Here is a 20,113-nt window from a genome sequence, read left to right on the forward strand (position 1 = left end):
GGGTGGTGCTCATCGCAGCGTCACCCGGCTTGCCTCAAATGCCGTCGGTCTGTACGTCCTCACATTTTACCCGGCGTCTTTCGTGCCACAGGCTGGTCAACCCACGCTTACCGCACTCCAATGCCACTTCGCGGAATTCGTCCAGGCTCAGCCCGTCCCTTTCCAGCATCATTTCCGCCGCTAACTGCATATTCACCCCGGTCAGCACCTCACAATCCCCGTGCGTATCCGCCAGCTCGCTGGCACAGCGAAATGGCGAACCGCCGAGCATATCGGTGAGAAACACCACGCCGTCCGGCTGGGCCACTTCGGCCAACGCCGAGATCAACGCCGCTTTTAACTCGGCGGTACTCATTTGCTCGGGAAAATTGACCGCAACGCAGTACGGCTGCGGTCCCACCACCTGTTCAACCGCCTGCAACAGCCCACTGGCGAAGCCGCCGTGGCCGGTAATCACAATGCCTGGCATAAACCGCTCCTCACAATAAACCGATAAACTTGCCCACCACGCCAATCACCACCGTCACGCCAATCAGCTTCACCGGTGAGAAGCCGCGCTTCATCAGGAAGAAAATCAGCAGCGTAAAGCACAGTGGCAGCAGGTTGGGCATCAGCTTGTCCAGCACATCGGTCTGTAGCGCCACGCTGGCTTTGCCGGCATGCATCACCAGCGGGGTTGAAAGATGAACATACGAAGCCACCAGCGCACCGATCACCGTCATGCCGACAATCGAGGCGGCGTGGGATATTCGCCGGGTATGGGTTTTCAGTAGCGCCAGTGCGCTGGTACCGGCCTGATAACCGTAGTGAGCCAGCCCGAACCGCAGCCCGAAGTGAAACACGTTAAACAGCAGCAGGAAGACGATCGGCCCAAACAGGCTACCTTCCAGCGCCAGCGAGGCACCAATCCCGGCGCAGATCGGCAGCAGCGTCAGCCAAAACAGCGCATCGCCAATCCCGCCCAGCGGCCCCATCAGCGCCACTTTTACCGCGCGAATGGTGGAGATCTTCTCTTTGTTTTGCTCCATCGCCAGCACCAACCCAGAAAGGAAGGTGACGTCAAACGGATGCACATTGATAAACTCCATGTGCATTTTCATCGAGTTAGACAGATCCTGCGGATTGCTGTGGATCTTGCGCAACGCCGGGATCAACTGATACAGCCAGCCACCGGCCTGCATGCGCTCATAGTTGAACGACGCCTGCAACAGCAACGAGCGCCAGGCCATGCGATTGATATCACCGCGGGTCAGAGCCTCGGCGGGCTGGCTATCGACGTAGTCGTCCTGCTCCACCTGGCTGGTGGCCAGCGCCTGCGCCATGCGTTTTTCCGCTTTTTGCGCCAGCAGATCGTCAGAATCATTAAATGCCATCTTCAGCATCCTCCTGGGGTACAGGTTGTTTGAGCGGGTCGGCAGCGGCCCGTTGACTGTTAAAGAAGTCGATCAGGGCGATCGCCAGCGCGCCCAGCGCCACGGCCAGGATCGGCAATTTCAGGAAGGTGACGGAAATAAAACCGAGGATAAAATAGGCCACATAGGTTTTTTTCATCATCACTTTCATCAGCAATGAGAAACCAATCGCCGGCATCATGCCACCCGCCACCGCCAGGCCGTCCAACAGCCAGACCGGGGCCTTTTGCACCATGGCACTGGCCGCGTCGGCACCAAAATAAATCGGCAGGAACGCCACCACAAAATAGAACGCGAACAGGATGCTGATACCGAGGTAGTTCACCCGTTCAATGCCGCGCCAGTTCAGTTCTTTCACCATGCGATCGCAGCGATGCATCATCGGTGAAAACAGGGTGAACAGCAGTGTGATGCAACCCTGTACCGCAATTGAAAACGGTACCGCAACGCCAATCGCCACCTTGGGATCGGCTTTGGTAAGAATGGCGAATGCCGTGCCAATCACCCCGCCGATCACCACGTTCGGCGGCTGAGCCCCCGCCAGCGGCACCATGCCCATCCACACCAGCTCCAGCGTGCCGCCGACCAGCAGGCCAGTATAGACATCCCCCAGGATCAGGCCGACCAGCGGCCCCAGAACCACTGGACGGTGGAAGTGGGTCAGGCCGTCGAACAGATCGACCCCCGCCAATCCGGCCAGCAGTGCAATCAATAACGCATCAGTCAACATGATTTCCCCCACACTCAAAACAGCAGTTTGCCGACGGGCTCACCCGCTTCATCCGGCACCCGGCGCACCTCACACTCGACGCCCAGCGCCGCCAGTTCGCGAAAGGCGGCCACGTCACCCTCATCCAGCGAGACCGTTTTATGCACCTGCCGCTTGCCCTCGGCGAAATGCATGTTGCCGACGTTGACGAAACGGATCGGTACCCCGCCCTGCACCAGCCGCAAAACATCCTGCGGCGTTTTGCACACTAAAAAGATCTTCTGGCGATCTGCCGCCTTGTGGATCACGTCGATGGTTTTCTGCAGCGTGAAGTAACGCGTCTGCACCCCCTCCGCCACCACCATGTCCATCAGGTTCTGCTGCACCGGATCGGCTGCCGCTTCATCGTTGGCCACCACCACCAGATTGGCCCCCAGGGTGTTGGTCCAGGTAACGCCAACCTGGCCATGTACCAGTCGGTTATCAATGCGGGTCATCAGGATATTTGGCATTTCAGTGCACCTCCGGGTAGCAGGCGGCATGATAATCATCGAGCACCTGCGTCACCTTGTGCATCACCCAGTCCTGCGGATCGTCGCTCAGTTCGCCGGCATTCATCGCACGGGCCTGATCGGGCAAATACTGACTTAGCAGCGCCAGCGGTACCGGATTACGGCGCAGATTATCGATCAGCCCCTCTACCGCCTGCTGAACCTGTGGCTGCGGCCAGTAGTAACGCACCCGGTCGCTCAGGCTGTAATGGCGGTCGAGATACTGTTGATGCGGATTGCCGTGGTAGTAGCGACTCCACTGCTGCGGCTGTTCGCGCATCACCTGTTCCAGCGTGGCGCACAGCTGCGCCGACTGATGCTCGCCCAGCCATTCACGTTCAATATGATCCAGGGCGAACAGCGCTTCGCGCAGGGCAAAAGTCAGCGCCGGGCCGACTTTCAGGATGGCGAAATGGTCGCCCACCAGTTGCCGGTAGGCCTGCGGAGGTTGGTAGTCCGTTGAATGTGCCTCGTAGACCATGCCCGGCTGCCGTTCGATAAAGCGGCTAAGTTCATGGGCCCGCTGAGGTTGGTAGTGTTCTACGCTGTGATGATCAAACTCCACGCCCGGCTGGACCACCAGCGCAATGGTTCGCCTCCAGGCGTCGACCAGCTCCGCCCGCTGCCAGGCCAGGCGATGTACCTCAAGCGTTTGCTGCACCGCCTGCGGCGTGGTGACCTGCATGCCTTCCAGCGCCTCCTGCGCGCCGCCCGGCACCGGCACTTCGGTACCTATGACATACACCGGTGGCTCGCCGCCGCTCTCCTGCCAGGCGCGCTCCGCGACGCTGCACAACCGGGCCGCACGCACGGCCACGGTTTCATCATTCAGCGGGAAAGGATCGCCAACGCAGGACATGGAACAATCGAGGTGGATTTTGCGAAAGCCGGCGCGGACATAATCGTCGATCAGCGTTTCGGCCAGCTGCATCGCTTCTTCTGCCGGTCTATCCTGCCAGGCATTGGGGCCGAGATGATCGCCCCCCAGCCACAGGCGGTCACGCGATAGCCCGACTTCATCCGCCAGCTGCCACAACGCATCGCGGAACTGCTGCGCCGTCTGGCCGGTGTAACCACCAAACTGATTGACCTGATTCGAGGTGGCCTCAACCAGCACCGGCGTGCCACGCGCTCTGGCCTGCCGCAGGGCCGCTTTCAGCACCCAGGGGTGAGCGGAACAAACGGAAAATACCCCAACCGGTTTTCCGGCCTTGTGCTGCTCAACAAGCTGTAACAACTGCTGCATGAAACCCCCACGCAGGCGCCGTACTACCGATCGGCGATGACAACCTCCACGCCCAACTCGGTTAACGCCCACTCGTAATCGTCCGGAAGAAGGCTGTCGGTAATCAGCCGATGAATTTGTCCGGCTTCGCGAATCATGCAAAAGCTCTTGCGACCAAACTTGCTGGCATCCGCCACGGCGATGATCTCGCGCGCCACCTCACACATCACGCGATTGAGGTGGGCCTCACCGGGGTGAGGCGTGGTGATACCGGCAACCAGATCGAAACCGTCGACGCCCAAAAACAGTTTGTCGAAGCGGTACTGGCGCAATTGCTGCTCGGCAGCCGGACCGTAGAGCGAGTAGGAGTTACGGCGCACGCTGCCGCCCAACACCATCACCTCCACCCCATCGTTACCTGAAAGCTCATAGGCAATGTTCAGCGCATTGGTCATCACCACCAGATCGCGTCGTCCCTTGAGGAACGGCACTATCTGGGTAGTGGTGGAACCGGAATCGAGGATCAGCGCATCGCCATCACGCACATAGCTTGCCGCTACGCTTGCGATCTGCGACTTCACGTCGCGGTTTAACCGCCCTTTGTCATGCAACGGGCGATCAAAGGCAAATTGCTGATTGAGCATCGCGCCGCCATAAGCTCGCAGCGCACACCCTTTTCGTTCCAGAAAGCGCAGATCGTTGCGGATCGTCACCGTGGATACTGCAAACTGTTTGCTGAGCTGCTCCACGCGCACGCTACCGTGCTCGCATAACAAGTCGATAATGTGTTCACGTCGCTTTGCGGTATTCACTGGCATGAGCTGCGGTCCTCAGGTTTCCGGCCGGGCCGGGGAGAAGATGGCTTTCGCTCTACTGCGCTGGCATTACAGCAAAGCGAAAGCAATGAAATTGTGATCAGGGTTACAGCGCTGTTTTAGCAGAAAAAGGGGCTAAAAACCTTTCGCATCGAAATGAAGTGAAAATATTAAGCGGCAGTGAAAGGCAAAGTGAAATCTCAGGGCGGGCGCGGTTGCCGGGATGCAGCTCCCAAAGCGCAGCAGCAAACGAAAGCGGTGACTTTGCGGGCCGGCTGGCCGACTTTTAGTTCATCAGGTGATCGGGATCACATAACAGCAATTATCCCCTCCCGGCATTGTGTCGCAGACGCCGAAATGGCGCATTTGTCGCAAAACCTGCCCCTTGTCAGGCCAGGGGTTCTTCCCTACACTTGCGCGCAGATATCGGCCCCCTGCCGGTACGTAAGCGTTAACGTCAATCAACGCATCATGCCATGCAGTATTGATTGACTGCCTGCCCTGGTGCGAGGAACCAATGCCCCAATCTGCCTTACCCCCAACGCCTGCTCCCCTAAAACGCAGCCGTTTACGCCATCCATTATTACTGGTCACCGGCATTATGCTGGTCGCGGCCAACCTGCGCGCCGCGCTAACCAGCGTCGGGCCGTTACTGGAACAGATCCAGCAGCAGTTGTTGCTGTCCGCCACCTCGGCCGGTCTGCTTAACTCGCTGCCGTTGATTCTGTTTGCCGTGCTGTCGCCGATGACGCCCGGCCTGGCCAAACGCATGGGGATTGAACGCACGCTGGGTATGGCGCTGCTGCTGCTGGTGATTGGCATCGCGCTGCGTTCCCTGCCGCAACCCGGCATGCTTTGGCTGGGCACTGTCCTGATCGGCGCGGCCATCGCCTTTGCCAACGTGGTCTTACCGACGCTGGTGAAACGCGACTTTCCAGGTCGGGCCGCCGCGATGATTGCCGGTTACGCGGCGGTGATGTCACTGGTGGCCGCTACCGCCTCGGGTCTGGCGGTGCCGCTGGCAGCGCTAAATGGCCTCGGCTGGCGTTTTTCCCTGCTGTGCTGGAGCCTGCCTGCGTTACTGGCGCTGATGGTCTGGCTGCCCCAGTTGCGCCGCCCAGCCACTTCAGCGAGCGCTGATGCCCCCGGAGTTCAGTCTGCGCCGTCCCGTTCCCCCTGGGGCAGTGCGCTCGGTTGGCAGGTGGCGCTGTTTATGGGCTTACAGTCCATTACCTTCTATACCATTATCGGCTGGTTTAGCGCCTTCGCCGCCAGCCATGGCACCTCGCCACAGCAGGCGGGTTTTGAGCTGTTTATCTATCAGGTAGTGGCCATCGCCGCCAACTTTGTGATGGTGTTTATTCTGCCGCGCGCACGCGATCAGCGAGCTATCGCGCTGTGCAGTTCACTGCTGATTTTTACCGGCGTCGCCGGGCTGCTGCTGCTGCCGGCCTATTCTCTGATATGGTTGATTTTTGCCGGTCTGGGGGCGGGAAGTTCGTTGGTACTGGCGCTGTCGTTCTTTGGCCTGCGCAGCAGCCATCATCACCAGGCCACCCAACTGTCAGGCATGGCGCAATCGGTAGGCTATTTGCTGGCCGCGCTGGGGCCAACGCTGTTCGGCCTGTTACATGACCTGACTCAGGGCTGGCAGTTGCCGCTGACCATTCTGTTGGGCCTTACGCTGCTGCAGATGCTGTTCGGCATATTGGCCGGGCGCAATCGGGTTATTCGTTAACGCCGGGCCGGGTGGCCGGTTTCGGTACGGGTTCCGTGGCATCGTTCTGCCAGAGATCGTTGATAAAATCCCGTTGTTGTCGGGTTAACTGCCATGAAGGGGGGATCTTGACCGGGCTGTCATCCCGGGCGCCCCCTTTCTTCTTTACGCGTTTTTTGTCCATCGATTTGTTTCCTAAATAAGCAGCCAATAAATCACGGCGGCGACGGCCAGCCAAAACACCCCGCAGCCGATAAATACGCACAGCCAAGCTTTACGTTTGATATCCGCGTCATCCTTGCTTATCACAGCCGCCTCATCTAATAGATTAAACTAATCAAAATTCAATTATTGATCTATTTAAACGATCAATAAAGAGGTTTATTCCTATGGATATTTAAAAAATATCTGCTAGTCATGTACCTAAAGCCAGGTGCAGGGTAGAAAAACAGCAGGATTAGTCAGGTCATTGGCGCCAGATTTGGGGTGGATTAATCGACAAGCAGCAGTGTGGCATAAGCGGATAGATCAAAATTAAACCACTACTCAATAAATCAAAACACAATTAATCAACATTACTTAAGTTAAATTGGCAACGGTTTAGGCTGGGGGGCGATCCTGAAGTGCGGGGATATGCTGATTTTAGCGGATAGCGCCATGTGGGAAGAATGGATCACCCAGCCCAATAGTGCAGGCCGGGTGATATTAATATCAGTCAATCTGCGAAACCGAGTCCTTGCTGGCACGTTCACGCTCACTGCCGGTCAACTCGCTGAGTCGCCCGTCACGCATTTGCAGCAGCCGATCGGCATGTTCGAAGTAATGGTCGTCATGGCTGATAGCGAATACCGTTTTGCCCAAAGCGCGTAACTGCGGTAGCAGTTCACGATAGAATATTCGGCGAAATTGCGGATCCTGATCCGCCGCCCATTCGTCCAATAGCAAAATATCCCGCTGCTCTGCCACCGCCAGCAACAGTGCCAGACGCTTGCGCTGCCCCTGCGACAGCTGCGGATTAGTTACCCGCAGGCCGTCGAATTGTAATTTGCTTTTCATGTTCAATCGGTTAAGCCAGCTTTCCACCAGTTCGGCATCCGGCTGTTCACCTTCAGGCCCCTGCAAATGGTGGAACGGGTGAAAGTCGGTAAAAATGGCGGAAAACAAGCGGCGATAGTCGGGCATATCAGCCGCAGTTTGTACAATGCCATCCAGCAAGATTTGTCCACTGACCGGCTGATATAACCCGGTCAGCAGCATCGCCAGCGTCGACTTCCCACTGCCGTTACCACCAATCAGGAAGACCAGTTCACCACGTTGCAACCTCAGGTCGATCGGCCCAACGGCAAACCCCGTTTTTTGCTCCGTCGCGCCATAGTGGAACATCACATCGCGCAGCTCCAGGGTTTGCCAGGCTTTGGCCGCTGCCGCAGGAAACTCGGGTTGATAATCGGCAAGCCGCAGTGCTTTGACCTTGCCGAAGGCAACTTCGGCACCGATCAGCGTCGGGAATGCCCCCACCGCCTGCAGTAACGGGGTACGCAGGAACAGCAACGTCAGCGAGTAGGTTGCCGCGACGGTGGTATCGGCCCAGCCCAGGCTGTTGGCCATATAAAACACCAAACCAATCGCACCCAGCATCATGATATTCGACCAGTTCACCGCACTGAGATGGTAGGTATCGGCGCGGATAATCTGCCGTCGATAATCTTCTGCATCCGGCTGATAGGCCTGCCGGTACAGCGCTTTTGCACGATCGCGGTTCAATGCCAACTCTTTACGGCCGTCAATCGCAGACTGATAGTGTTCATAGAGGCGCTCTTCGGCCTCACGCACGCTGGTTAAATGACGATATACCCGCGATACCAGGCACCCGCTGCCAAATACCGTCACGGCGACCCAAACCGCGGTGACTGCCAGCATCTGCGGAGATAGCCAGCCCAGATAGGCCGCCGACCCCAGCGTCAGTATCACCCCTTGCACCAACTCTGGCAGGCGAACAAAGGCAATGGTGATATTTCGTATATCACTGGCCAGGCTTGCCAACAGCGATGCGCTGCCCAACTGCTCTATCCGCTCGATATCGGTGTCCAGGATCTGCTTCACCAGTTGGCCGCGCAGTCGGAACACAAAATGGTGGCCGAGCGTTGTCAGCGCCAGCTGAGAACCCAGCGTGACCGCCATCAGCAACGCCAGCAGCCCGAGGAACTCCGGCAATACGGCCAGCGGATTGCCCGCCACCGTCATCAGCCGCAAATTTATAAAGGCGATGATGCCTATACCCAGTGCCGCACTGGCCATGGTCAACGCCATTACCGCCAGAAACGGCCAGCGATACTGGCGGTAAACCACCCGTAGCAACTCCATGAAAAACCCTTAACCTGAAATCTTGAGATGGTTGGCATTGTAAGCGGCCAAAAAGTGATATCAATAATAATTCTCATTTTGTCGCCGACGTTTGCTTCCTGACCCTGAGGATTTACACTGGCGATTACTCCGGGACGAGGAAAACACCCACCGATGTTGCCCACACATGAATATGCCAACGACCTGATCCTGTTCGCCCTGATTGTTGACTGCGGTTCTTTCAGCAAAGCCGCTGAAACCGCCGGTATCACCAGCTCGGTGGTCAGCAAGCGCATCGGTCGCCTGGAAAAGTCCCTCGGCGCACGCCTGCTGTACCGCACCACCCGCAGCCTGACGCTCACCGAAAACGGCCAAAGCCTGTACCGCCAGGCCAAAGAAATTAGCGCAAAAACTCAGGAAGCCCTGAACGTCATCAGTGAAAACAGCGATGAACTGACGGGCATCATCCGCATGTCGGTGCCGACCATTTCAGGGGAATTGTTGTTAAGTGAAAGCGTGGCGGAATTTTGTGCCCTTCACCCGAACCTGAAGGTGGAAATGCGGCTGGAAAATCGCTTCGCCGATTTGGTCAACGAAGGGATCGATCTGGCGATCCGCACCGGCACCCTGCCTGATTCCAGCCTGATCGCCCGTCCGATCCTGAACTCCCGCTGGGTGATCGTTTGCTCGCCCGGCTATCTGCAACAATATTCTGAACCGCAGTCAGCCGGCGACCTGCTCAAGCATAACTGCCTGACCTATACCTATCAGGAAAGTGGCACCGACAACTGGCTGATGAAGCAGCCGGGCAGCAACGAGATTTACGAACTGCAGGTCAAGGGTAATCTGTCCGCCAATAACGCCAGGGCGATCCGCAAAGCGGTGATCGGCGGTTATGGCATTGCCATGGTGCCCCGCTGCATGGTGTACGAGGATTTACAGGAAGGCACCATGGTGGAGGTTTTGAGCGGCCACTGTGGCAAGGTATTAGGCGTTTATGCGGTTTACCCTTACACCCGCAATTTGCCGTTAAAGACCCGTTTATTGACCGAACATATCATCACCGCCTACCAAAATATCAGCCATTATTTTTGAATCTGATCGCAGTATTCCCGTTAAAGGCTATCCGCCAGCCGCGGGATTAGGTGATTTTCAGACATACACTCTGGCCAATTCATGCCTAATCACTGTATTCCCTCGCCTCACAGGGGATAGTTAACCAACTAATCCATTGATTATAAAAACAATAAATGTCATTCCTTTGCTACCGCCATGTCATTATTTCGCTTGAGAACGCTCTCTTGCTGAAAACAGGGCATAGAACCCCGTCGGCTATTGTGCTTAGAATAAAAGCATCCTGGTTATTAACCTTTTCGCTACATCTCCGACCGGCATTAGCACCTAGCGTGACCTCATTACCGGCCTTCATCGTAGAGAGCAAAAATATGATCATCTCCGCTTCAACCGATTACCGGGCCGCCGCACAGGCTAAACTCCCGCCTTTTCTGTTCCACTATATTGACGGCGGGGCCTACGCGGAACACACCCTACGGCGCAACACGGAAGACCTGGCGGGCATCGCGCTACGCCAGCGCATACTGCGCAATATGTCCGACCTCAGCCTGGAAACCAGCCTGTTCGGTGAAAAACTGGCGATGCCGGTGATCCTCGGCCCGGTCGGGTTGACCGGTATGTACGCCCGCCGCGGTGAGGTTCAGGCTGCTAAAGCCGCCGCACAGAAAGGCATTCCTTTTACCCTGTCGACGGTCTCGGTTTGCCCGATAGAAGAAGTGGCACCGGCAATCGATCGGCCGATGTGGTTCCAACTGTACGTCTTGAAAGACAGGGGTTTCATGCGCAATGCGCTGGAGCGCGCCAAAGCCGCCGGGGTGACGACCCTGGTATTCACCGTCGATATGCCGGTCCCTGGCGCGCGATACCGCGACGCCCACTCCGGCATGAGTGGCCCCAATGCCGCCGCGCGCCGCATACTGCAGGCGGTGACCCATCCGCAGTGGGCCTGGGATGTTGGGTTGTGTGGTAAACCGCACGATCTGGGTAATGTTTCGGCCTATCGCGGCAAACCCACCAGCCTGGAAGACTATATCGGCTGGCTGGGTACCAACTTCGATCCCTCAATTTCCTGGAAGGATCTGGACTGGATCCGCGAGTTCTGGCAAGGCCCAATGATCATCAAAGGTATTTTGGATCCGGAAGACGCCCGGGATGCGGTGCGTTTTGGTGCCGATGGCATTGTGGTGTCCAACCACGGTGGCCGCCAGCTGGACGGCGTATTGTCCACTGCCCATGCGTTGCCGGCGATTGCCGAGGCGGTGAAGGGCGATATCACCCTGCTGGCCGACTCTGGCATTCGCAGCGGGTTGGACGTGGTGCGTATGATCGCTCTGGGTGCCGACGGCGTGCTGCTGGGTCGCGCCTTTGCCTATGCGCTGGCCGCCGCCGGGCAGGCCGGTGTCGCCAACCTGCTCGAGCTGATCGATAAAGAAATGCGCGTTGCCATGACGCTGATCGGCGCGAAAACCATTGCAGATATCAACGCCGACTCGCTGGTGCAGGAGCTGCGTTAATCACATCGTTCTGATCATTAGCGTTACCATTGCGCCAACCTTGGTGGGGGTAACGCGGGTAATTCAGCATCCGGCAGACGAAAAGCCTTCGGCAAAGGCACTGCGCAGATAACGGCTGAATTCCGTCACCGCCCGCGAGACCTGAGGCGCATAAGGGCGTACCACATAAAGGCCGTCAGCAAAGGCATCGATCGGCCGCCAGGCCGGTAACACCTCGATCAACCTGCCGTCCGTCAATGCCTGCTGCGCACTAAAGTCCGGCAACAGGGCGATGCCCAAACCTTCCGCTGCCGCATCACGTATCGACTCGCTGTTATTGGTAGCAAACGGGCCACTGACCGGTACCCGAATTTTTTCTGTCTTGCCCTCTGCTGCCTGTTTGGCGACAAAGCTCCAGCTCGGTGACTCACTGCTGCGGGGATAATAAAGACACTGATGCCGTTGCAGATCGGCCGGTGAAACCGGCATGCCTTGCCGTTGCACATAGTCCGCCGACGCCACCGCCAAGGTGGCGGTTGGGCAAAGTCGCCAGGCAACGTGGGTATCGGGCAGGTTGTCACTGTGGCGGATCGCCAAATCGAACCCTTCGCTGGTTAAGGACACCAGTCGATCGGACACCTCAAGCTGTACCCGCACCTCTGGGTTGGCACGCAGAAAACCGGTAATGCGCGGCACCAACTGCTGGCGGGCAAATGCCACCGGTGCCGTCACCCGCACCGAGCCACGCAGCGGCCCGGTCGAATCGCAAATGCCGGAAAAACTCTGCTTTATTTGCGCGAAAGGCTGGCGCAGTTCTTCCACCAACCGCAGCCCGGCATCGGTCAGCCTGACGCTGCGGGTAGTGCGCTGCACCAACGGCACCCCGGCCAGCGTTTCAATCTCTTTGATTTTTTGACTCATCGCCGCTTTGCTGACATCCAGCCGCTCCGCCGCACGGGTAAAACTCCCCTGCTCGGCCAGCACGGTGAGCCAGTGCAAATGGGTCCACAGGGTTTCTACATTGGGATTTTTCATCGTCGACTGTTCATTTTTATAAACAATGAGTTCAAGTATAGCGCTTCTTCCCGCACTGGTGGCTAGCTAAGATAAGCTCTCCAGGGCGAAGATAACTCGCTGCCTCACGTTGAGATTAACCCACTGACAGGATTATAAAAATGCCATTACTTATCTTTGAAGTCATAGAGGGCCGCAGCGAAGCCGAACTGAAGACCCTGCTCGATGCCGCCCACCGTGCGGTGCTCAGCGCCTTTGAAGTCCCGCCGCGTGACAGGTACCAGATTGTTCATGAAAACAAAGCTCACCACATGGTGATTGAAGACACCGGCCTTAACCTGACTCGCACCCGCGATTTGGTGGTAGTACGGGTGATTACCAGCCCGCGGCCCGAGGAGCAGAAACAGCGGTTTTATGCCGATCTCAGCCGTGAGCTGAAGGAGAGTTGTGGGATTGAAGGCAGTGACCTGATGGTGTCTGTCACCACTAACGGCAAAGGTGACTGGAGTTTCGCTAACGGCGTGGCACAGTACCTGACCGGCGATCTTTAACCGGCGGTTCCCCAGGCGCTATCTCCCGCCTGGGGTTCAATGCCCTCAGGACTGCTGTTCGTCGTTATATTGGTTTTGCCACATCGCGGCATAGCGACCATTGGCTGCCAGCAAGGCTTCATGTCGCCCGCGCTCAACAATTTCACCGGCCTCGAGCACGATAATTTCATCGGCATCCACTACCGTCGATAAACGGTGCGCAATCACCAGCGTGGTGTGGTCACGGCTCACTTCACGCAAATGCGACTGGATTTCGCGTTCGGTCTGGGTATCCAGTGCGCTGGTCGCCTCGTCAAACACCAAAATCGCCGGGTTTTTCAGGATGGTTCGAGCAATCGCCACCCGTTGCTTTTCACCGCCGGACAACTTAAGCCCACGTTCCCCCACCCGGGTTTGATAGCCGTCGGGCAGGCTGACGATAAACTCATGTATATGCGCCAACCTGGCGGCCCGCTCGATCTCTTCCTGGCTCGAGCCGGTTTTTCCGTAGCCAATGTTGTAGCCCAGCGTATCGTTAAACAACACGGTGTCTTGCGGCACGATGCCGATCGCCGCGCGCAGGCTGGCCTGTTTCAGGCTGCGGATATCCTGGCCGTCAATCGAGACCGAGCCACCGCTCACGTCATAGAAACGAAACAGCAACCGGGACAGCGTGGACTTGCCCGCCCCCGAGGCACCGACCACCGCGACCGTGTTACCGGCCGGAATAGTGAAGCTGACGTTTTTCAGGATCGGCCGACGCGCATCATAGCCAAAGCTGACCGAGTCGAAACTCACCTCGCCAGCAGTCAGGTGCAGCGCCTTCGCATCCGGCCTATCGACGATCTCCTGCTCTTCCTGCAACAAATCGAACATGTTTTCCATATCGATCAATGCCTGCCTGACTTCGGCATAAATAAAGCCGAAGAAATTCAGCGGCTGATAGAGTTGCAGCAGGTAAGCATTTACCAAAACAAAGTCACCAATCGTCATGCGCCCTTGCACAATGCCCTGCGCCGCCATCGCCATCATCACGATCAGGCCGATGGAAATAATGGCAGTTTGCCCAAGGTTCAGGGCGGTAAAGCTGAACTGGTTTTTGATGGCGGCATATTCATACAACCGGCGCGACATATTGAAACGCTCGGCCTCGAAGTCTTCGTTACCGAAGTATTTTACCGTCTCATAATTGAGCAGGCTGTCGATAGATTTGGTATTGGCATCGGCATTCGCCTGATTAAGCTCGCGCCGAAAGCGACTACGCCAACTGACCGCCATCACGGTAAACAGAATATAACAGCCAACCGTCAGCAAAATGGCCAGCGCAAACCAACCGTTTAACAGATGCCACATGATCACCGCGACCAGGGTGATTTCGAACAGGATTGGGAAAATGGAAAACAGCAGCCGCGAAAGCACTGTCGCCACCGCCTGAGTACCGCGTTCGATCGATAACGATAGCCCGCCGGTTTGTCGCTCCAGGTGAAAGCGCAGGCTCAGCGCGTGCAACTGTCTGAAAACCCGTAGCCCCAGTAATCGGGTCGCATTCTGGCTGACATGTACAAACATCACGTTGCGTAATTCTTCAAATAGCGCCCCGCCGATACGGGCGACGCCATAGGCCAAAATCAGTCCTATGGGGATGGCCAGCATTTTGGCGGTTTCGCCACTCAGGGCGTCGATCATCGCTTTGTACGCCAACGGCACCAGCGTGATACTGATCTTGGAAATCACCATGAAAGCAAAGGCGATAACCAGGTAATAACGTAGTTTGAGGTTATCTTTAGGCCAAAGATAAGGCAGCAGGAATTTCAGCAAACGGGAAGGAGCCATCATCGGATATCTATTATCTCGCTCAACATAGCGGCATCGGTTTTATCTCTATTCTGGCACGTATGCCATGAAAAACCTTACCTAATCCACCGGGACGGCTCTTTTTGGTACGCGAAGAAATACACCGCAGCCATGCATCATCCTCAGGCAGCGTGTTCCACTATACTCATTGATGGACAGTACAGGACATTCACAATAAGGGAGTTACATCATGCTTAACATGAATCATCTTCATTCGCTGAACATCGACGAGCAGAGTTTAAAGAAACAACGCACCCCGCTGTTAATCATCTCGCTACTGTTGTTACTGGGCGGCATTTTCTGCCTGTTCCGTCCCTTTGCCTCCGGTGCGGCTATCAGTATGGTCGTGGGGATTTTCTTGTTACTGAGCGGATTCGGTCTGATTTTCGCCATGGTCGCCAACCGGCTGCAAAATACCTGGCCGATGATCGGCGGCATTCTGCTCGGGGTAGCTTACCTTATCATCGGCTACGTCTTTATCACCAATCCGGCAGTGGGCATTTTCGCCATGTCGGTTTATCTCGCCGCCTTGTTTGCGCTGGGCGGAATTGTGCGGCTGATTGCCGGTTATAAGCTGCGTGAAGTTAAAGGCAGTTGGTTGCAACTGGTGATTGGCATTTTGGATCTGGCAATTGCCTGGCTGCTGCTTAGCGCCGATCCCGTGACGTCGGTGGTATTGGTAACCACCATCGTCGGCATTGAAATGCTGTTCAGCTCTTTCAGCCTGTTCCAGGTTGCCCGGTTACTGAAACGGGCGTGATCCCGCTGCGGAGCCGCCCGGCTCCGCTTTTTGGTTGCCAAACCGTCTAATGACATCGGTACATCAACGACAAACGGCCCGACTAAGAGTAAATTTTCACCCAATACAGGTTCAACTATCCCCCTGACGAAAGATTGAAGTGAGATGATAACGCTATGGAATTCAAGGACTACTACGCCATTTTAGGGGTTAAGCCGGCGGACGATCTCAAGGCAATCAAAACTGCCTATCGCCGACTGGCGCGAAAGTATCACCCCGACGTCAGCACCGAATCGAATGCCGAGGAACAGTTCAAACTGGTCGCCGAAGCCTATGAAGTGCTGAAAGACGACGAACGCCGCGCCGAATATGATCAACTGCGGGAGCACCGTAACGATCCCAATTTTGGCCGCCAGACTCAGCATGGCAGTGCCCATAACGCCGAAGATTTTTCCGACATTTTCTCCTCCATGTTCGGCGAACATGCCCGTGCTCAGCAGCATCGTCAACGACGTCAGGGCATGCGCGGCCAGGATGTTGAAATGGAAGTGGCTATCTTCCTGGAAGAAACCCAGGCCGAGCAAACCCGTACCATTCGCTATAGCCTGCCGGTGTATAACGCTTTCGGCATGGTGGAACAGGAAATCCCTAAAACCCTAAATGTGAAAATCCCCGCCGGCGTTGGCGATGGCGAACGCATTCGTCTGAAGGGCCAGGGCGGACCAGGAACTGACGGTGGCGCCAGCGGCGATCTCTATCTGATCATCCGTATTGCTCCGCACCCATTATTCGACATCGTCGGTCACAATCTGGAAATCGTGCTGCCAGTCGCCCCCTGGGAAGCAGCGCTCGGCGCCAAAGTACCGGTACCCACTCTGAAAGACAGTATCCTGTTGACCATTCCCGCCGGAAGCCAAACCGGGCAGCGCTTGCGCATCAAGGGAAAAGGCCTGGTCGGCAAAAAAGAAACCGGGGATTTGTATGCCGTGATCAAGGTCATGATGCCACCGAAGCCGGACGAAAAAAGCGCCGCGCTGTGGCAACAGTTGGCAGAAGCCCAGCAGAGCTTCGATCCGCGCAAAGAGTGGAGTAAGCAAAATGGCTAACGTAACAGTAACTTTCACCATTACCGAGTTTTGCCTGCATACCGGCGTTTCACAGGACGAGCTAACGGAAATCGTCGGGCTGGGTGTGATTCAACCGCGCGATCCCGAGACTGAAGAGTGGATCTTTGACGATCGTGCCTTAATCACCTTCCATCGTGCAGAGCAGCTGCACCGCGAGCTGGCTCTGGATTGGCCCGGTATTGCGGTAACGCTGACGCTGCTGGAAGAGATTGAGCATTTGCGTAAAGAAAACAACCAATTGCATCAACGGCTGGCCCGCTTCATCGGCAAACCCTGATGGCTCAAAACCAGCCCGTTGCTTCGGCGACGGGCTATGTCAGGCACTGCCTTTATCTATTGTCACAGCTATAATTTTGTTTTCCTTAATTAATAAAAAATAAGTTTTACCCTGCCCTGACCGAACAAATTTTGAGCATAATAAATTCCCCTGAGGCTCCAGATTCTGGGCTAAAAATAAGCGTTCAATGATGCTTAGTCGATGATTATTATGAATACTGTTAATAAAGACATGTCATTAAAAACATGTTATTAAAAACAGTATTGACACCCCTTAAAAAACCAGTAGATTAGTAATCATCAACGGCGTAATAATAGCTTGTTGATAATAGTAAAAGTATTAAAGGTTAGTTATTACAGTTATTTTTGCGATAAAGGCCACGAAGTGTTTTTTGTATGGGCATCAGTATCGAGATAAGCAACATTCTCTATTGATGACGCTTTCAGGCCATGTAGTCAGTACCTACAATCGCAGGGTGTGTACCAAAACGCGATGATGTAAGGCTATGTTCTAATTGTTTTTTGTTTGCGATTCTTCAGTTTTGTGCAACAGATCGCAATAGAGGTGAGGCCACGCATCAAAGAGTCTATATCGCGAGGGGAGATGTACCTGGTTAAGCCATCAATCTTTGAATATCTATTAAGATTGATGATAAACGTAAACTGGTAAATATAGGGGAGGTTTTAGTTCGCCTAATATTATCTGTGATAAACATGTACATTTAATGGTATTACCTTAGCAGTAAGAAATCAGTAAGTTCATTAATGTTAAATTTGAAGTTGATAGTACCTTAAAAGCCCTGGCAACCATTGTCAGGGCTTTTATCTTTTATGCATCAGCCACATGACGATGAAAAGATGTCTGCTACACAACCTGAGCCCTGTCATCATTCTTCAGGCGCTGCCAAGGCAATATTGGCCTGCCAATGACATTAAAAAAATTAATCCTTGCTTAATAAATCAAACCAAGCCTACTATGGCGGCATCGGTTTGGAACACAGACCTTATGAAAGCAGTTTTAGTAAAGCAGTTCTCAGTTCAAGCGTTATCTCTAGATACCCTTCTTCATGAGCCTCCTCCTAAGTGCCCCATAAGTAAAAATCTGCAAAACAGGCCATGTTCGCCACGTTGAGTGGCTCAAAAAATGAAAAGGATATATCTATGTCTAACAAAATGACTGGTTTAGTAAAATGGTTTAATGCTGACAAAGGCTTCGGCTTTATCACTCCACAAGACGGCAGCAAAGATGTCTTCGTACATTTCTCCGCCATCCAGAGCAGCGATTTTAAAACCTTGGATGAAGGCCAGAAAGTCGAGTTCTCAATTGAGAACGGCGCTAAAGGCCCATCTGCTGTTAATGTTATCGCGCTTTAATCGCCGATAATCTCACTAAGACTTACGATAGCGATGAAGGCAGCAGCCTGAGCAGTTAAGCATTAGTGATAAAAAAACCCGCTTTGAGCGGGTTTTTTGCATTTCACACCTAAGAAAAAGAGTGACTCATCAACAAACAGCATTATCCAGCGTTGCCCCCCCCCCGTTACAAGAAGCCATATGCCGCAGCCAGCACCCAACCCATCACGCAAGATACGGACACCCCGATCAACCCCACCATGATGAAACTGTGGTTGATGACGAACCGTCCGATGTTGGTTGTCCCGGAGCGATCGAACTGAATGGCCGCCAGATCGCTTGGATAGGTGGGTAATATATAGTAGCCATAGCAGGCGGGGGCAGAAGCGACGATATAGGCCGGATCAACACCGATAGCCAATGCGACAGGGACAATGGCGGCAAGTGCAGCGGCCTGGGAGTTAACAAACTTGGAAACCAGCAGCAAAATGATAGCGTAGGCCCAGGGATACTCTTTCACCAGGGTTCCCAGAACGGACTTTATCTCTTCCAGATGCGCGCCAAACATGGTTTCGGCCATCCAGGCAATACCGTAAACCGCCACTATGGCAATCATGCCGGAACGGAAAACTTCGTTTTTAGAGATATTGGCCGGATTCGTTTTGGTCGCGATAATAATTACCGCCCCCGCACACAGCATAAACATCTGGATAACCAATACCATGGAAAGTGGTTTTCCATTAATTAATGGCCGCAGTTCAGAAAAAGCCCCCAATAGCGCAACAATAGCTATGGTAGCCAGAAAAATCCACATAGCCACCCAGTTGCTGGTGGGCAATTTCTTATCCAGTAACGTTGCCGTGTCGCCATAAACGTATTTATAGTTTTCCGGGTCTGAAATGAAGCTCTGGAACTTTTCATCCTTATCCAGATCCTTACCCCGGAACCAACTGAAGATACCAATAGCAAGAATACCGCACAGGGTCGAGGGAATAGTAATAGCCAGCAGATCGAGAAACTCGAGGTGTTTACCATTGAAGGTAAAATTACCCAGCATGGCGACCAGCGACACCACAGCGACGGATACCGGGCTGGCTATAATGCCCATCTGTGCCCCGATAGAACTGGCTGCCATCGGCCTTTCCGGGCGAATGTTATTCTTGATTGCCACATCATAAATAATCGGCAAAATGGTGTATACCACATGCCCGGTGCCGCAAAGAATGGTCAGGATGCAGGTAACGAAAGGAGCGACGATGGAGACATATTTAGGATTGCGGCGCAGCATACGCTCGGCAATCTGCAGCATCACGTCAAGCCCACCTGATGCCTGCAACGTCGCCGATGCGGCCACCACGGCGATGATAACCAGCATGACATCCACCGGCGGTTTTCCGGGAGGTAAATGAAAGACGAAAACCAGAATGATTAACCCAATACCGCCGAGCAGCCCCAGTGCAATCCCACCTTTTCTGGCTCCATAAAATAGACAGATCAGTATGACAATAAGTTGAATGGTAAATAACATGCTAACCTCATTATTATTGTTAAGAAGGTTAATAATTAACTTCTTTTCATTTTCATTGAGGGATAGCGATCACATATAGATAGTTTTTTTAGTTAAAAAAAGACCAAATAATCAAGTGAAAAGCCGTTTGTTTAAATGAAGTTATTATTGTTTTTGTTTTGTAAATAAATGGAAATTAAATATCATTAATCTCGGTAAATAAATATAGCTATGAATAGACCCGGATTTCCTAGACGGTTCCGTGCCTCATGAACCAGGCACTTTCATAAACTGCAGGGGGTTGATCCTCACAGGCACTGTGGCGGCGTTTAGCATTATAAAACATCTCTACATAATCGAAGATATCCGCCTTC

20 protein-coding genes and 1 pseudogene are annotated in these 20,113 nt (G+C 54.4%); 8 read left to right on the forward strand and 13 right to left on the reverse strand.

Features of this window, described 5'->3' with window-relative positions; all coding sequences use genetic code 11:
- Positions 1–34 precede the first annotated feature (34 nt).
- From agaF to agaR, 6 genes are read right to left on the reverse strand one after another with little or no spacing between them, the layout of a single operon-like run.
- Positions 35–469, reverse strand: a complete 435-nt coding sequence (gene agaF / locus OCH02_RS23510) for a PTS galactosamine/N-acetylgalactosamine transporter subunit IIA (RefSeq protein ID WP_261433213.1) — start codon at positions 467–469, stop codon at positions 35–37.
- Positions 470–479: 10 nt separating this feature from the next.
- Complete coding sequence (locus OCH02_RS23515) at positions 480–1,373, reverse strand: PTS system mannose/fructose/sorbose family transporter subunit IID (protein WP_261433216.1); 894 nt, start codon at positions 1,371–1,373, stop codon at positions 480–482.
- Positions 1,363–2,142 (reverse strand): PTS N-acetylgalactosamine transporter subunit IIC, encoded by a 780-nt coding sequence (gene agaW / locus OCH02_RS23520; protein ID WP_261093563.1) that lies wholly within the window; start codon positions 2,140–2,142, stop codon positions 1,363–1,365. The genes OCH02_RS23515 and agaW overlap by 11 nt, the downstream gene beginning before the upstream one ends.
- Positions 2,143–2,156: 14 nt before the next feature.
- Positions 2,157–2,633, reverse strand: coding sequence for a PTS N-acetylgalactosamine transporter subunit IIB (gene agaV, locus OCH02_RS23525; protein WP_012146550.1), 477 nt, complete (start codon positions 2,631–2,633; stop codon positions 2,157–2,159).
- Between the two features lies 1 nt (position 2,634).
- Positions 2,635–3,918 (reverse strand): D-tagatose-bisphosphate aldolase, class II, non-catalytic subunit, encoded by a 1,284-nt coding sequence (locus OCH02_RS23530; RefSeq protein ID WP_261433217.1) that lies wholly within the window; start codon positions 3,916–3,918, stop codon positions 2,635–2,637.
- A gap of 23 nt (positions 3,919–3,941) precedes the next feature.
- Positions 3,942–4,715 carry a transcriptional repressor AgaR gene (agaR, locus tag OCH02_RS23535; protein WP_261433218.1) on the reverse strand — a complete coding sequence of 258 codons (774 nt, stop codon included), beginning with the start codon at positions 4,713–4,715 and terminating at the stop codon, positions 3,942–3,944.
- Between the two features lie 514 nt (positions 4,716–5,229).
- Between agaR and OCH02_RS23540 the strand changes: the two genes are divergently transcribed.
- Complete coding sequence (locus OCH02_RS23540) at positions 5,230–6,450, forward strand: CynX/NimT family MFS transporter (protein ID WP_261433219.1); 1,221 nt, start codon at positions 5,230–5,232, stop codon at positions 6,448–6,450.
- Here the strand turns inward: OCH02_RS23540 and OCH02_RS23545 are convergent.
- The 3 genes from OCH02_RS23545 to OCH02_RS23555 form a co-directional block, all read right to left on the reverse strand.
- Positions 6,440–6,613, reverse strand: coding sequence for a hypothetical protein (locus OCH02_RS23545; RefSeq protein WP_261433220.1), 174 nt, complete (start codon positions 6,611–6,613; stop codon positions 6,440–6,442). The genes OCH02_RS23540 and OCH02_RS23545 overlap by 11 nt on opposite strands.
- An 11-nt stretch (positions 6,614–6,624) precedes the next feature.
- The gene (locus OCH02_RS23550; protein ID WP_017893837.1) at positions 6,625–6,738 is read right to left on the reverse strand and encodes a YmiA family putative membrane protein; all 114 of its coding nucleotides are present in this window, start codon (positions 6,736–6,738) and stop codon (positions 6,625–6,627) included.
- Between the two features lie 402 nt (positions 6,739–7,140).
- On the reverse strand, positions 7,141–8,793 hold the full coding sequence (locus OCH02_RS23555; protein ID WP_261433221.1) for a multidrug ABC transporter permease/ATP-binding protein: 1,653 nt from the start codon (positions 8,791–8,793) through the stop codon (positions 7,141–7,143).
- A gap of 153 nt (positions 8,794–8,946) precedes the next feature.
- Between OCH02_RS23555 and OCH02_RS23560 the strand changes: the two genes are divergently transcribed.
- Together OCH02_RS23560 and lldD are read left to right on the forward strand one after the other, a co-directional pair.
- Positions 8,947–9,867 (forward strand): LysR family transcriptional regulator, encoded by a 921-nt coding sequence (locus OCH02_RS23560; protein ID WP_261433222.1) that lies wholly within the window; start codon positions 8,947–8,949, stop codon positions 9,865–9,867.
- Between the two features lie 350 nt (positions 9,868–10,217).
- A complete protein-coding gene (gene lldD, locus OCH02_RS23565) occupies positions 10,218–11,360 on the forward strand; it encodes an FMN-dependent L-lactate dehydrogenase LldD (protein WP_261433226.1) in 1,143 nt (380 codons plus the stop codon).
- Between the two features lie 63 nt (positions 11,361–11,423).
- Here lldD and OCH02_RS23570 read toward each other — a convergent pair whose 3' ends face one another.
- Positions 11,424–12,374, reverse strand: coding sequence for a LysR family transcriptional regulator (locus tag OCH02_RS23570; RefSeq protein ID WP_261433227.1), 951 nt, complete (start codon positions 12,372–12,374; stop codon positions 11,424–11,426).
- A gap of 140 nt (positions 12,375–12,514) precedes the next feature.
- On the opposite strand from OCH02_RS23570, the gene OCH02_RS23575 reads away from it, so the two are divergent.
- Entirely contained in the window at positions 12,515–12,904 is a 390-nt protein-coding gene (locus OCH02_RS23575; RefSeq protein WP_261433228.1) for a tautomerase family protein, read from the forward strand.
- Between the two features lie 45 nt (positions 12,905–12,949).
- Here OCH02_RS23575 and OCH02_RS23580 read toward each other — a convergent pair whose 3' ends face one another.
- Positions 12,950–14,716, reverse strand: a complete 1,767-nt coding sequence (locus tag OCH02_RS23580) for an ABCB family ABC transporter ATP-binding protein/permease (RefSeq protein ID WP_261433237.1) — start codon at positions 14,714–14,716, stop codon at positions 12,950–12,952.
- A 211-nt stretch (positions 14,717–14,927) separates the two neighbouring features.
- Between OCH02_RS23580 and OCH02_RS23585 the strand changes: the two genes are divergently transcribed.
- The 4 genes from OCH02_RS23585 (at position 14,928) to cspA (ending at position 18,253) form a co-directional block, all read left to right on the forward strand.
- Entirely contained in the window at positions 14,928–15,497 is a 570-nt protein-coding gene (locus OCH02_RS23585) for an HdeD family acid-resistance protein (protein WP_261433229.1), read from the forward strand.
- A 155-nt stretch (positions 15,498–15,652) separates the two neighbouring features.
- Positions 15,653–16,582 carry a curved DNA-binding protein gene (gene cbpA, locus OCH02_RS23590; protein WP_261433230.1) on the forward strand — a complete coding sequence of 310 codons (930 nt, stop codon included), beginning with the start codon at positions 15,653–15,655 and terminating at the stop codon, positions 16,580–16,582.
- Positions 16,575–16,880 (forward strand): chaperone modulator CbpM, encoded by a 306-nt coding sequence (gene cbpM, locus OCH02_RS23595; protein WP_261433231.1) that lies wholly within the window; start codon positions 16,575–16,577, stop codon positions 16,878–16,880. The genes cbpA and cbpM overlap by 8 nt, the downstream gene beginning before the upstream one ends.
- Before the next feature lie 1,160 nt (positions 16,881–18,040).
- Positions 18,041–18,253 (forward strand): RNA chaperone/antiterminator CspA, encoded by a 213-nt coding sequence (cspA, locus tag OCH02_RS23600; RefSeq protein WP_012146565.1) that lies wholly within the window; start codon positions 18,041–18,043, stop codon positions 18,251–18,253.
- Between the two features lie 166 nt (positions 18,254–18,419).
- On the opposite strand, the gene OCH02_RS23605 is transcribed toward cspA, so the two are convergent.
- On the reverse strand, positions 18,420–19,760 hold the full coding sequence (locus OCH02_RS23605) for an anaerobic C4-dicarboxylate transporter (RefSeq protein ID WP_135317806.1): 1,341 nt from the start codon (positions 19,758–19,760) through the stop codon (positions 18,420–18,422).
- 229 nt (positions 19,761–19,989) lie between these two features.
- Positions 19,990–20,113 (reverse strand): annotated as a pseudogene (locus tag OCH02_RS23610) (IS3 family transposase); the annotation flags it as partial.

It is taken from the genome of Serratia quinivorans, from assembly GCF_946227985.1.
Lineage (GTDB): Bacteria > Pseudomonadota > Gammaproteobacteria > Enterobacterales > Enterobacteriaceae > Serratia > Serratia quinivorans_A.